The sequence below is a fragment of the Kitasatospora sp. NPDC088351 genome (genome assembly GCF_040685575.1).
In the GTDB taxonomy this organism is placed as follows: Bacteria; Actinomycetota; Actinomycetes; order Streptomycetales; family Streptomycetaceae; genus Kitasatospora.
Map to the genome: position 1 here is coordinate 37,218 of NZ_JBFBIL010000023.1, position 13,033 is coordinate 50,250.

At 74.0% G+C, this 13,033-nt stretch carries 10 protein-coding genes; 4 read left to right on the forward strand and 6 right to left on the reverse strand.

The features are described 5' to 3' along the window. Nucleotides 1-7 precede the first annotated feature (7 nt). Nucleotides 8-3,514 (forward strand): S8 family serine peptidase, encoded by a 3,507-nt coding sequence (locus AB0P06_RS18205; protein ID WP_363608389.1) that lies wholly within the window; start codon nucleotides 8-10, stop codon nucleotides 3,512-3,514. A 54-nt stretch (nucleotides 3,515-3,568) separates the two neighbouring features. Here the strand turns inward: AB0P06_RS18205 and AB0P06_RS18210 are convergent, their stop codons facing one another. Next, a complete protein-coding gene (locus AB0P06_RS18210; protein ID WP_363608391.1) occupies nucleotides 3,569-3,976 on the reverse strand; it encodes a DUF190 domain-containing protein in 408 nt (135 codons plus the stop codon). A 340-nt stretch (nucleotides 3,977-4,316) separates the two neighbouring features. Between AB0P06_RS18210 and AB0P06_RS18215 the strand changes: the two genes are divergently transcribed. Continuing rightward, nucleotides 4,317-5,555 carry a styrene monooxygenase/indole monooxygenase family protein gene (locus AB0P06_RS18215; RefSeq protein WP_363608393.1) on the forward strand — a complete coding sequence of 413 codons (1,239 nt, stop codon included), beginning with the start codon at nucleotides 4,317-4,319 and terminating at the stop codon, nucleotides 5,553-5,555. 43 nt (nucleotides 5,556-5,598) lie between these two features. Here the strand turns inward: AB0P06_RS18215 and AB0P06_RS18220 are convergent, their stop codons facing one another. Continuing rightward, a complete protein-coding gene (locus AB0P06_RS18220) occupies nucleotides 5,599-6,459 on the reverse strand; it encodes a universal stress protein (protein WP_363608395.1) in 861 nt (286 codons plus the stop codon). A 106-nt stretch (nucleotides 6,460-6,565) separates the two neighbouring features. Continuing rightward, nucleotides 6,566-7,435 carry a universal stress protein gene (locus AB0P06_RS18225; RefSeq protein WP_363608397.1) on the reverse strand — a complete coding sequence of 290 codons (870 nt, stop codon included), beginning with the start codon at nucleotides 7,433-7,435 and terminating at the stop codon, nucleotides 6,566-6,568. Between the two features lie 288 nt (nucleotides 7,436-7,723). On the opposite strand from AB0P06_RS18225, the gene AB0P06_RS18230 reads away from it, so the two are divergent. Then, on the forward strand, nucleotides 7,724-8,398 hold the full coding sequence (locus AB0P06_RS18230) for a pyridoxamine 5'-phosphate oxidase family protein (RefSeq protein ID WP_363608399.1): 675 nt from the start codon (nucleotides 7,724-7,726) through the stop codon (nucleotides 8,396-8,398). 82 nt (nucleotides 8,399-8,480) lie between these two features. Here AB0P06_RS18230 and AB0P06_RS18235 read toward each other — a convergent pair whose 3' ends face one another. Beyond that, nucleotides 8,481-10,100 (reverse strand): MFS transporter, encoded by a 1,620-nt coding sequence (locus tag AB0P06_RS18235; RefSeq protein ID WP_363608401.1) that lies wholly within the window; start codon nucleotides 10,098-10,100, stop codon nucleotides 8,481-8,483. A gap of 242 nt (nucleotides 10,101-10,342) precedes the next feature. Between AB0P06_RS18235 and AB0P06_RS18240 the strand changes: the two genes are divergently transcribed. Continuing rightward, entirely contained in the window at nucleotides 10,343-10,552 is a 210-nt protein-coding gene (locus AB0P06_RS18240) for a hypothetical protein (RefSeq protein WP_363608403.1), read from the forward strand. A gap of 81 nt (nucleotides 10,553-10,633) precedes the next feature. On the opposite strand, the gene AB0P06_RS18245 is transcribed toward AB0P06_RS18240, so the two are convergent. After that, entirely contained in the window at nucleotides 10,634-11,608 is a 975-nt protein-coding gene (locus AB0P06_RS18245; protein ID WP_363608405.1) for an SDR family NAD(P)-dependent oxidoreductase, read from the reverse strand. 477 nt (nucleotides 11,609-12,085) lie between these two features. Next, nucleotides 12,086-12,820, reverse strand: coding sequence for an alpha/beta hydrolase (locus AB0P06_RS18250; protein WP_363608407.1), 735 nt, complete (start codon nucleotides 12,818-12,820; stop codon nucleotides 12,086-12,088). Nucleotides 12,821-13,033 lie beyond the last annotated feature (213 nt).

Below are 13,033 nucleotides of genomic sequence, written 5' to 3' on the forward strand. Positions count from 1 at the left end.
GATGTCCATGATCGGCTGGCGGAAATCCCAGCTAGCAATCGCCGTCGCGGTCACCGCCGCGTCCATGCTCCTGGCCGGCGGGGCAGGCGCGAGCGCCGCCCCCGCGCCCGACCCCACGACCGCCCAGGCGGCCGCGGCGGGCGGAACCCCGGTACCGGTGATCGTGATTCTCAAGGACCAGATCGCCGACGCCCCGGCGGACGCCGGGCACCTGGGCGCGCGCAGGCAGAAGGCCGCGTCCGCCCAGGCGCCGCTGCTGGAGCGGGTCAGGGCCGGTGGCGGCACCGGGATCAAGAGTTTCGTGGTCGGAAACGCGTTCTCCGCCACGGTCGGCCCGGCACTGCGGGCGGCGCTCCAGGCCGACCCGGCGGTCGCCTCGGTGGTGGCGGACGGACAGGTCGCCGTCGCCCCGCCGATCGGCGGCAAGGACGCGGACCCCGCGACCGCCCCCGCCGCGAAGGCCCCGAAGTCCGCCGCGGCCGCCCCCGAGGCCGCCCGGGGAGACAAGGCCGGCAAGGGCGGCGCGGGCGGCGAGGAGAACGCGACCAACACGGTCTGCCCGTCCGACCCGGCCCATCCGCTGCTGGAGCCGGAGGCGTTGTACTCCACGCACACGGTCGCGACCGCCGGCTCGCCCGGCGCCCAGGACCTGGCCACCGGCAAGGGCGTGAAGGTGGCCTACATCGCGGACGGACTCGACCCGGACAACCCGGACTTCATCCGGGCCGACGGCTCGCACGCGGTCGTCGACTACCAGGACTTCTCGGGCGAGGGCACGGACGCGCCGACCGGCGGCGCGGAGGCCTTCGGCGACGCCTCGGCGATGATCGCGCAGGGCCGTCAGGTCTACGACGTCGCGCAGTTCGTCAACCCCTCGCACCCGCTGCCGGCCGGCTGCACCATCCGTGTCCGGGGCATCGCCCCCGACGCCTCGCTGGTGGCGCTGCGGGCCGGCGGCGAGATCATGTCGAACTCCTCGATCCTGCAGTCCATCGACTACGCGGTCTCGGTCGCCCACGTCGACGTGCTGAACGAGTCCTTCGGCGGCAACGTCACCCCCGACAGCGGTGCGCGCGACACCATCTCGCTCTTCAACGACCAGGCCGTCGCAGCCGGTGTGACCGTCGCCGTGTCCACCGGCGACGCCGGGATCAGCGGCACCGTCGGCACCCCGTCCACCGACCCGAACGTGATCGCGGTCGGCGCTTCCACCGACAACCAGAACTACCAGCAGACCGGTTACGCGGCGGCCCAGTTCTCCAACGGCACCTGGGACGACAACCGGATCTCCGCGCTGTCCTCGGGTGGCTTCACCCAGGCCGGCCGGACGCTGGACCTGGTCGCCCCCGGTGAGTCGGACTGGGCGCTCTGCTCGCCCGACCTGTCCAAGTACACCGACTGCGCCGGCTTCAGCGGCAACGGCTCCCCGATCCAGTCGTTCGGCGGGACCAGCCAGTCCGCGCCGTTGACCGCCGGTGCCGCGGCCGTGGTCATCCAGGCCTACCGCGACACCCACAAGGGCGCCTCGCCGGCTCCCGCACTGGTGAAGAAGCTCCTCACCGGCACCGCCCAGGACCTGGGCCTGCCGGCCGAGGAGCAGGGCGCGGGCCTGCTGAACGTCCGCGCGGCCGTGGAGGCCGCCCGGGGCTACCAGAACGGCTCCGGCGCCCAGGACGGCAACACCGTCGTGGTGACCTCCGGCCAGGTCGACATCGCCGGCACCCCGGGCTCGGCCCACACCGCCGACATCACGGTCACCAACACCGGCGCCACCCCACAGACGGTCAGCGGCGCCACCCGCAGCTTCGCCCCGCTCTCCGACGCCCAGCAGAGCATCCAGCTGAGCTCCTCCTCCGACCAGACCTTCAAGTACGCCACCAACGGCGCCACCTGGGTCCAGCAGCAGGTCAGGTTCAGCGTTCCGGCCGGTGCCGACCGCCTCGCGGCGTCGATCGCCTGGCAGGGGGCGGCCAGTCCGGTCGGCAACGGCCCGGTGGTCCGGCTGACGCTGCTCGACCCGTCCGGCCGGTTCGAGACCAACACCCGCCCGCAGGGCGGTGCCACCGTGGCCGACTTCGGCCTGGTGGACGTCCCGCACCCGGTGGCCGGTGACTGGACCGCGATCCTGTACACCCCGGCCGGCAAGAGCGGCTACACCGGCCAGGTCCTGCTGGACACCGCCACCCAGCGCGCGGTGCCGGCGGGCGCCGTGAGCCCGCAGGTGGCCGAGCTGGCGCCGGGCGCCAGCAAGACCCTGCACGTCCGGCTCACCACCCCGCAGACCGGCGGCGACTCCAGCGAGTCGGTCACCGTCTCCAGCTCCAACGGCCGCACCACCAGCGTGCCGGTGGTGCTGCGCAGCCTGGTGGCGATCGGTCAGGGCACCGGCGGTTTCACCGGCACCATCACCGGCGGCAACGCCCGCAGCGCCTCGCCCACGCAGACCTTCGGCTACGCCTTCGACGTCCCGAAGGGCCAGCACGACCTGCGGGTCGGCGTGACGGTCGCCAAGGACCCGAACCTGCTCCTGCAGGGCGTCCTGGTCAGTCCGAACGGCACGCCGGTCGACGCCGAGGGCAACGCGGTCCTCGACGCGCGGGGCAACCTCACCGGCACCACCGCCGGGGTCTCCGCCACCACGGTCGACCCGGCCGCGGGCCGCTGGCGGTTCGTCCTGGTCGTGCTCGGCCCGGTCAGCGGTGCGCAGGTCAGCCAGGAGTTCACCGGCACGGTCGGCCTCAACCTCGACCGCGCCACCGCCGCCGGTCTGCCGAACGACCCGCGTACCAGGCTGGCGGCCGGCAAACCGGTGACGGTGGCGGTGGACTACACCAACAACACCGTCGCCACCCAGCAGGTCGCCGCGGACGCCCGGCTCGACGGCCGGGTCGACCTGCCGCTGGTGCCGCAGGGCAGCTCGGCGACGGTCGGCCTGCCGCTGACCACCGACGCGACCACCCCGTCCTTCCTGGTCCCGCCGGGCACCGACCGGCTGACCGCCGTGTCGGCCTCCTCCGTCCCGGCCCACCTGGAGATCAGCGCCGTCACCGGCTCGCCCGACCTGTTCGGTGATCTGAAGAAGGCCCAGAACGGCTCGACGATCTCGGCCGCGACCGCCGCCGGCAGCCCCGCGCAGCCGGTCGTCCCGGGCAGGTGGACCACCTTCGTGCAGCAGATCGGCCCGTTCGGCACCTCCGGCGCTCCGGCCGGTACGGCCACCGTCACCGCGAGCGCGCACACCCGGGCGTTCGACCCGGCGCTGACCTCCAGCACCGGCGACCCGTTCGCCGCCGCGGTCGACGCCGCGGCCCCCGCCGCCACCCCCGTGACCGTCCAGCCGGGCGCCACGGGCACGTTGCGGGTCACCCTCACCCCGACCGGCCCGAAGGGCGGTACCGTGCACGGCGTGCTGTACCTGGTCTCCGGACCGACCGGTCTGGCCACCGCCAACAACTCGCTCGGCACCACCGGTTCGGTGCTGGCGGCGATCCCGTACAGCTACACGGTGAACTGACACCACGCCACAACGGCCGAGGCCGCCCCGGCTGCCGGGGCGGCCTCTCGGCGGTCAGAAACGCGGCTCGTCGGGCCGCGGCGGCACGGCCTCGACCGGGTCGAGCGTGATCAGGCTCCGGGGGGCGACCTCGCGCAGCTCCGGCAGGAAGCCGCGGATCCGCTCCTCGCTGTCCACGATCACGACGGCGACCGGGAGGTCCTCGGTCAGGTCCAGGAGCCGGGAGGTGTGAATGAGCGAGCCCGCGCCGAACCCCTCGACGCCGTGGAAGACACTGGCCCCGGCGAGGCCGGCCCGGCGCGCGCGGTGCACGATCTCGGAGAACACCGGGTGGTGCCGGTACCGGTCCGACTCGCCGAGGTAGACCGTCGCCCGCAGGGCCGGTCCCGTCGGCAGCTCGCGCGGCGGCGGCGGGGGTTCGGCGTCCCGGTCGTCGTGGTGGCGGTGCAGGTGCGGGCTCATCGCCACCCTCCTCCGGCCGTCGGCGTACGGTGCGGCCGCGGCGGGCCCCGCCGTCCTCAGGTCCACGATACCGGCGCGCCGGTACCTCCGCCCTCCTCGCGGCGGCCCCGCCCGGTCGCGGACTGCGCCGACCGCACCGACCGCACCGACCGCCTCGGTCCGGCGGTGCGGAGCCCGCGATCGCGGCCGATCGCGGCCGATGGGGCCGGGGCGCGATGGGTGATCGCGGAGCGGAGCGGGGCGTCGTCCCTCTGGCGCCGTCCTCCTGGCGCGCCCGACGGCTGTGCCGGCGCGGTGCACTGACGTAGCATCAGAGGCTTGTCCCCACCGGGAGGTTGTCATGCGTCGGATCGCCGTTGTCGGAGCGGGCCAGGCGGGTCTTCAGCTCGCGCTCGGGCTGGTGGCGGGCGGGTACGAGGTGACGCTGGTGGCCGCCCGGACCCCGGCGGAGCTGCGGTGCGGACCGGTGCTGTCGACGCAGGCGATGTTCGGCCCGGCGCTGCGGATCGAGCGTGCGGCCCGGCTGGACCTGTGGGCCGACGAGGCGCCGGCGGTCAGGTCGGTCGATTCGGTGCTCGTGACGCCCCCCGGGGTGCGGGCGCTGGAGTTCACCATGACGCTGGACGAGCCGGCCCAGTCGGTCGACCAGCGGATGAAGCTGGCGCGCTGGCTGGAACTGCTGGCCGCGCGCGGCGGCCGGGTGGAGTACCGCACGCTGGACCGCGCGGGCCTGCGGAAGCTCGCCGAGCGGCACGAGCTGACGGTCGTCGCGGCCGGCCGGGGCGAGCTCGCCGGGATCTTCGAACGGGACGGGGACCGCTCGCCGTTCGACGCGCCGCAGCGGGCGCTCTCCTGTCTCTATGTGCACGGGGTCGGCTCGCCCGACCCGGCGGCCGGGCCGAGGGCGCGGATGCACGCGCTCCCCGGGGCCGGCGAGCTGTACCTGCAGCCGGCCCTCACCCTCTCCGGGCCGTGCGCGATCCTGCTCTGGGAGGCGCTCCCCGGCGGCCCGCTGGACTGCTTCGCCGACCGCCCTTCCCCCGTCGCGCAGCTGGCCCGGATCCGCGAGCTGCTGCACACGTACCTGCCGTGGGAGGCGGAGCTGTGGGCCGCCGCCGAGCCGACCGACGCGGGAGCCGGCCTGTACGGGGCGGTGACCCCGACGGTCCGCCGGCCGGTGGCCCGGCTGGACGGCGGTGCCGGGGAGGTCCATGTGCTCGGCCTCGGCGACGCGCTGGTGGTGAACGACCCGATCACCGGCCAGGGCGCCAACAGCGCGGCGCGGGCCGCGGACGCCTATCTGCGGGCGATCACCGAGCACGGCGACGCCTCGTTCACCCCCGCCTGGATGCGCGACACCTTCGAACGGTTCTGGCGGCAACACGCGCGCCACACCGTCGACTTCACCGCCACGATGCTCACCGTGCCGGACCACCTCCAGGGCGTTTTCGCCGCCGCCGCACAGCACGACGACGTCGCCCGGCGCCTCGCCAACACCTACGCCGAGCCGAGCGACCACGCCGCCTGGCTCGCCGCGCCGGAGTCGACCGAGGCCTACCTGGCCTCGGTCGGCCGGTAGGGCACGCCCCGGGCCGGCGACCGGTCCTGCCCCGGCAGCGGTGTCAGCCGTACGGGACGACCGCGACCGGGCAGCGGACATGGTGGATCGCGGCGTGCGCCACCGAGCCGAGGCGCGTGCCGATCGGCGCCCGGCGGGCGCGGCGGCCGACCACGGCGAGGCCGGCCGCCGCGGTGGCCTCGACCAGCGCGACGGAGGCGTTCCCGCGGACCAGGTCCGCGGTCACGGCCACCCGCGGGTGACGGGCCCGCCACGGCGCCAGGACGTCTGTGAGCTGCTGCTTCTCGACGGCGGACAGCTCCTCGTCCACGCTCCCGATCGCGGCGAACGCCATGTACGCGCTGCCGGTCGGCGGGTCCCAGGCGTGGACGGCCCGGAGCGGGGCCGAGCGCAGCTCGGCGGCCTCGAAGGCGAAGGCGAGGACCTCGTCGAAGGGGCGCCGCAGGTCCAGCCCGACCACGACCTCGTGGTTCCCGGCGTCCGTCGCGGAGTCTTCCTCGGCCGCCCGGACCAGTACCACCGGGCACGGCGCCCGCCGCAGCACCTCCTGGCTCACCGAACCGACCAGGAAGCCGCGCAGGGCGCCCAGCCCACGTGAGCCGAGGACGAGCATGGCCGCCCGCCGGCCTGCCGCCTCCAGCGCGTCGGCCGGGTCATGGGGGACGTGGGCGGAGGTCACCTCCACCCCGGTGAGCAGGGCCCGCAGCCTCGCCTCCTCGGCGGCCAGCTGCTGCCGGCTCCAGGTGACGGCGTCGGATGTGCCGAGCACATCGGTCTTCGGCCACGGCCAGGCCTGGAGCAGTTCGAGCGGCAGGGCGCGGAGCAGCGCCTCACGGCCGGCCCAGCCGGCCGCGGCGACGCTCTCCGGCGAGCCGTCGAAGCCCGCGACGATCGGTGTGGTCATGCTGCCCTCCGGTACCGGGGCGGTCGGTGGTGCGGCGCCCGGGCTCCGGGCACCGCGGCCAGTATCGACCGGTGTCCGGCCTCGTGCCCGCCGAGCGGCCCCCGGGTCAGTGCGGGGAGGCGGGCACCGTGACGATCGGGCAGTGGGCGCGGTGCAGCAGGCCGTGCGGGACGGACCCGAGCCGCATGCCGGTGAAGCCGCCGCGCCCCCGGCGGCCCACGACGACGGCGAGGGCGTGTTCGGACGCGAGGGCGAGTCCCTCGACGGGGTGGTCCCGGAGGACCTCGTGGGTGAGCGTCACCTCGGGGTGGCGGTCGCGCCGGCCGGCCGTGCTCTCGTACAGCAGGCGCCGGAGCGTCTGCTCGACCTCCTGCTCGTCGGAGCGGCCGAACAGGCGGATCTGCCAGACCCAGAGGGCGCGCAGCGCGGCCCGGCGGCTCGCGGCGAGACCGAAGGCGAAGTCGAGGGCGGCCGCCGACGCCGGGCTGCCGTCCACACCGACCACCACGTACGGCGGCTCCTGGGTGACGTGCTCGGGTTCGCGGACGACCACCACCGGGCAGTGGGCCTGGGCGCTCACCGGGACGGTCACCGAGTAGGTGCTCAGCATCTCCTCCAGCCGGTTCAGCCGGCGTGAACCGAGGACCACGAGGCCGGCGTGCGCGGACTCCCGGCACAGCACCAGGGCGGGCACGTCCTCGGCGACGGCGGTGGTCACCGGCAGTCCCGGGTGCCGTTCGCGGGCGACGCCGGCGGCCCGGTCCAGGGCCTCGTCGCCGCGCTCGCGCAGCGCTTTGTGGTACCGGCCCTCGTCGAACGCGCGCAGCTCGTGGACCGGCGTCGGAATCGCGTGGACCAGCCGCAGCGGCAGCCCGCGGCGGTCGGCCTCGTCGGCGGCCCAGGCGGTGGTCATCGCACCCGTGGTGACGGCATCGACGCCCAGCACGACCGGCCGGCGCTCGCTGGCGGATGTCATGGCTCCTCCATGGGGCAGGGCGGGGTGGGACACCGGGCTCCGGCCCTGTTTCCACGCTAAGGACGCGGCGCGCCCGATGCCAGGGCTCGGGCCGGCCGGCTGCGGAGCCGGGTCCCGGTCCCACCGGCCCCCGTGGCGGCCACCGGCCGCAGGGGGAACGCTGGGGGAGAGGGCCGGCCCGGCCCGGACGGGCGGCAGGACGCGTACGACGTCCGCACCGGCACCCTCACGGTCGCGCTCGTCCGGGCGTGGCGACAGGCACAGGTACCGGCGAGCCGAGGAGCCACCGTGGACCACGACCCCGACCTCGAGGACGCCCGGCGGGCGGACCCCGCCGCCGTCGCCCGGCGGATCACCGAGCGCCGCGATCTGCTCGGCCTGAGCGAGCAGATGCTGGCGTCCCGGGCGGCGATGTCGCCGCGCTATCTCCAGTACCTGCTGGAGGCCGGGCCGGCCTTCGACCCGGCCGGCCTCGCGCGGATCGCCGCCGTGCTGCGGACGACGTACCGGGAGCTGCTGGAGGGCCGTGCCGACGCGCCGCCGGGGCAGCGTGAGGCAGGCGCGCGCCCGCTGCTCTTCCACCTGACCGCGTCCGAGTGCTGGGAGCGGATCGGTACCCACGGCATCGGCCGGATCGGCCTTCCGGTCCAGCCCGCCCCGGCGGTCTTCCCGGTCAACTACGCGGTGGACGCCAGGACGATCGTCTACCGGACGGCCGCCTTGGGCCCGACGGACCCGGCCGACGGTTCGTCCGTCTCGTTCCAGGTCGACCGCATCGACGAGCAGCTGAGCCAGGGCTGGAGCGTGCTCCTCCTCGGCCGGGTCGAGCACGTCGACGACCCCGCGGAGGCCGACCGCCTGCGGGGACTGCCCGGAACCGCCCCCTGGGCCGGTGGCGCCCGCGCGGTCTGGGTGCGGATCCGGCCGGACGAGATCACCGGCCGTCGGATCGGCGGCGGGTGAGCCCATGGCCCGGCGGGGCGATCCGGACCGTGCCGTCCCCGGCGTGCCTCACCCGGCTCCGTGCCTCACCCGGGCGCGGGCCTCACCCGGGTGCGGGGGAGCGGGGCGGTTCGGTCGGGATCCGGTGGACGAAGAAGAGCGCGACCAGCCCGCTGAGGGCGAGGACGGCGAGGGCGGCGCGCAGTCCCTCGATCCGCGCGGCGGCGTTCGCGTCGAGCGCGGCCCGGGCCGCCGCGGACTCCGCGCCGGCCTGCTCGAGGGCGGCCGTCAGCTGTGCGTCGGACAGGAACGGCACGCCGGCCGAGAGCTCCACCCCGGCCCGGTTCCTGACCTCGTCCGGGATCGCCGGGCTCTGCTCGATGGTGGTGAGGAACGACGTGGTCAGGACGGCGATGAGGATCGACCCGGCGAGCGCGGTGCCGATCGACGCGCCGAGGTTGGTGACGGTGTTCTGCACGCCGCCGACCTCGGCGCTCCGCTCGTCCGGCACCGCGGACACGGTGACCGCGCCGAGCTGGGAGGCGAGCGCCCCCATGCCGAGCCCGATCAGCAGCAGCGGGACGGTGACCACCTCCGCGCCCGTGCCCGCGTCGAGACCGGCCATCAGGACGACCGCGCCCAGGACCATCGAGACGATCCCCAGCCGTACCACCCGCCGTGGTGAGACGTCCGGGAGCAGCCGGGGGATCGCGAGCGCGGCGACCAGCAGGGTGAGGGAGAGCGGCAGGATGCGCACCCCGGTGGCGAGCGCGGAGAGCCCGAGCGCGACGGACAGGTACAGCGGCACGACGAAGAAGACGCCCATCTGCACCAGGAACTGGAAGAAGAAGACGACCAGGCCGCCGGTGAGCTGACGGTTCGTCAGTAGTGCCGGGTCCACCAGCGGTTCCTCGCCCTGCTCCGCGAGGCGGGCCTCCCAGCGGAAGAACAGCCAGATCAGGAGCACCCCCGCGAGCGTCAGCCAGACCACCGGTGAGAGGCCGAACCAGGCGGCGGTGTCGGACTTGGGCCGGAACCAGCCCCAGGTGGCCGAGCGGAGCACACCGAGGACGAAGAGCCCGATGCCCAGCGCGGAGAGGACGGCGCCCAGCAGGTCGATCCGCGGGCGGGTGCCGGGCGGCGCGTCGGCGACCCGTCGGGCCAGCAGCAGGATGCCCAGCACCAGCACGGTCTCGGCGGCGAACACCCAGCGCCAGGAGAAGAAGGTCGTCGCGGCGCCGCCGATGAGCGGGCCGAGGGCGATCGCCACCGCGCCCGCGGCCGTGACCAGGCCGTAGGCCGCCGGGCGCCGCTCCGCAGGGAAGTTCCCGGCGACCAGCGCGACGATCGCGGGCAGGATCAGGGCGGCCCCGACCCCTTCGAGCAGCGACCAGCCGAGCAGCAGCACGGTCAGGTTCGGGGAGAGCGCCGTGGTCAGGGAGCCGCAGCCGTAGACGACGCAGCCGATCATGAACGCGCGCCTGCGACCGATGAGGGCGCCCACCTTGCCGCCGGAGACCATGAGCATCGCCATGACGAGCGTGTAGGCCGTGATGGCTCCTTGCAGGCCGCTCACCGTGGTGCCCACGTCGTTGGCCACGGTCGCGATCGAGACGTTCATGACGGAGCTGTCGAGCGCCATCAGGAACTGTCCGGTCGCCAGCGTCAGGAGTACGAGTGTCGCGGCCGCGGCCTGCCGGGAGGTGCCTTCACTGCCTGCCATGGGCGTAGCGTTCCACGGCCTCGCCCGGCGGCTCCCCGACCCGCCGGAGGGGTCAGCCGGTCGGCGGGGGCGGGCGCCCGGAGGCACCCTCATCCGGACCGGCACCGAGCCCTACCGCCTCCAGGCCACCCAGGTGAACTGCCTCGGCAGCCGCACCAGCCACCACGCCCTTCAACAACTGCACGACGGCGCGGACTGGCGCGTCCTGGCGACCGCTCTCATCCGGCTGGCGGACCATCTCGATGCCCATCGACTACCACCGTCGCCGCGTGCTCGACTACACAGGCCTCCTGCCCGAGGAGTTGTGGGAGCAGGTGAGTCGCCGCAGCGGTATCCACCCGGGCCACAACCTCCGCCGGAAGCTGGCCCGCGCCGTCCTGTACACGCCCTACAACCCTGTTCCGGTCTCTGATGGCGAGGTGATGTCGGATTCTCACTGCGTCGTGCCCTGAGGGGCTGTCCTTGGACGGTGAAGCCAGTCGTCCTTGACCGATCTCATTCAATCGAGTCGTTCACTCAGCGGACCCAGTCGTTCAGCCTTCCGTCTCGGTGAACCTGGTCGTACGGGCAGACGTCGGGTCGACACCGGTCAGGGCACAGCTGGCCGTCCAGAGGTGCGCCGCGGTCGTGGTGTCGGCCAGGTGGTTCCAGAGGGGTTCGCTCCTGGGCCTGCCGCGCAGCCCGAACACCCGGGGGCCCCACATCTGGCGGCCGCGCACGTCTGGGTCGAGCACGGCGCGTACGGTGGGCCAAGCGCCGGCTTCCTTGCCCTGGACGAGAAGGCCGAGCGGCAGGCCGAGCAGCCGCTCGCCGGTGGTCCGGACCTGAACCGGCGGCCGCGAGGGGGTGAGGGAGTCGAGCGCGCCGCCGGGGTGGGCGACCACGCTCAGCGTCGTGCTGCCGGCGGCGTCCAGGCGGCGGTCGAGCTCGAAGGCGAAGAACATCTGGGCCAGCTTCGACCGCGCATAGGCGCGCTTGGGCTGGTAGTCGTGCGTGCTCTGGAGATCGTCGAGGTCCAGGCGTTCGGACTTGGCCGCGAAGCTGCCCGTGGTGACGATCCGACTCGCTGGGGCTGCCATGAGCAGGGGGGCCAGCCAGTGGGTGAGTGCGAAGTGACCCAGGTGGTTGGTCGCGAACATCAGCTCGTGGCCGTCCTTGGTCTCTCGGCGCGGCGGCTGGTCGAGCGCCACGCCGGCGTTGTAGACGACCGCGTCGAGGCGGTCCAGTTCGAGCGCGTCCACGGACGTCCTGAGCGATGCGAGGTCGGCCAGGTCCAGAGGCAGATGTCGCACCTGGGCGCCGGGGACACGTGAACTGATCGAAGCGATCGCGGCTTTGGCCTTCGTCTCGGCCCGGCTGCCGAGGACGACCGTGGCCCCGGTGCCGGCGAGCTGCTCGGCGACGAAGTACCCGATGCCCGCGTTGCCGCCGGTGACCAGGAAATTCCTGCCCTCGGCGCGAGGCAGCCGGTGAACGTCCCACACTGGGGCCTTGGGTACGGAGGGCATGGCGGGCTCCCGGAGCTTGGAGTGATCTGGAGGCGGGCGGAGCCGCACCTTCACCACCGGTCCCACCCAGCCCCTACGGTCCCGGTGGTAACTCACATCCCACCGACAGGTCGCTGTCGCCACTGACAGCCGACCGGCATCGCGTGGGCCCGTCATCCGTCGCGGCCGATCTCCGTACCCGACACATGTGTGTCTCATCCGACCGAGTCGGCACAGGTCAGCGGGATCCCCGGCGACTGAATTCCTTGCGAACGGTCAGCCCTGTCATCCAATCGAGGCGGTTGACACCGGACCTGGGCGTCCACACCCTCACGCCGCCCCGACCGGCCGGTACCAGCGGTGGCCGGTACCGTCGCGATCGGGGCGGTTGTGCATCTGTCGGCCACCGCCATCGAGGAGGGCCAGGGCCTGTCCTTGATGAGCGGCTGGCCGGTACCGCCTACCGTCTACTGCCCCGGCGGTGGGGCCGGCCCGTGGCTAGCGCAGATGCCGAGCGAAGAACCCGGCCGCGCCCTCCCCTGCGAACTGCGGGACGCCCGTGTGCCCGCCCATATTGGCGTGCAGGGACTTCTCCTTGGAGCCGAAGGCGTCGAACAGGTCCAGCGCCGCCTGCCGGTCGTTGCCTTCGTCGTCCCACTGCAGCAGGACGTGCAGCGGAATGGTGACCTGGCGGGCCTCCTCGAACATGGCGCGAGGCACGAAACTCCCGGCGAAGAAGCCGGCGGCCACGATGCGCGGCTCGACCACCGCAAGGCGAACGCCGATGGAGATCACTCCTCCCGAGTACCCGACCGGGCCGCCGATCTCGGGCAGCGACAGGAGGGCGTCCAGGGCGGCCTGCCATTCCGGGACCGACTTTTCGACCAGCGGGAGGACGAGGGCGTCGATGATCTCGCCGCTGACCGGCTCGCCGGCCTCCATGGCCCGGCGCAGGTCGGCGCGGGCCTGCTCGGCGGCGGGCCAACGGGGCCGGTCACCACTCCCCGGGAGCTCGATGGTGGCCGTGGCGAAGCCATCCGCCGCGGCGTGCCGGGCCCGCGCCACCAGTCGGGGGTACATCTTGCGCAGCCCGAGGGGAGGGTGGCCGAGCAGGATCAGCGGCGCCGGTGCGGATGCGGATCCGGGCGTCCACAGGATGCCGGGGATCTCACCGAGGGTGAATTCGCGCTCGAGGACGCCGTCATCGAGGCGCTGCTCAGAAATGAAATGCACGGTCGTGCCTTTCGGGAGTGCACTGGAACGGCGCTCCCGGACGACGACCTATCGCCCGACCGTGACCCCGGAGGAGAGCACCCATGTCGATACGGTCACGGGTACCACCTCCTTGTTCTCTCGCACGGCCTCCGGCAAAGCTAGCAATGGTCACCGAGGTTCGCCAAACGGGTTCTTGCGGAGGCTCCGTGACCGGATGCCGGAGACTGCCCG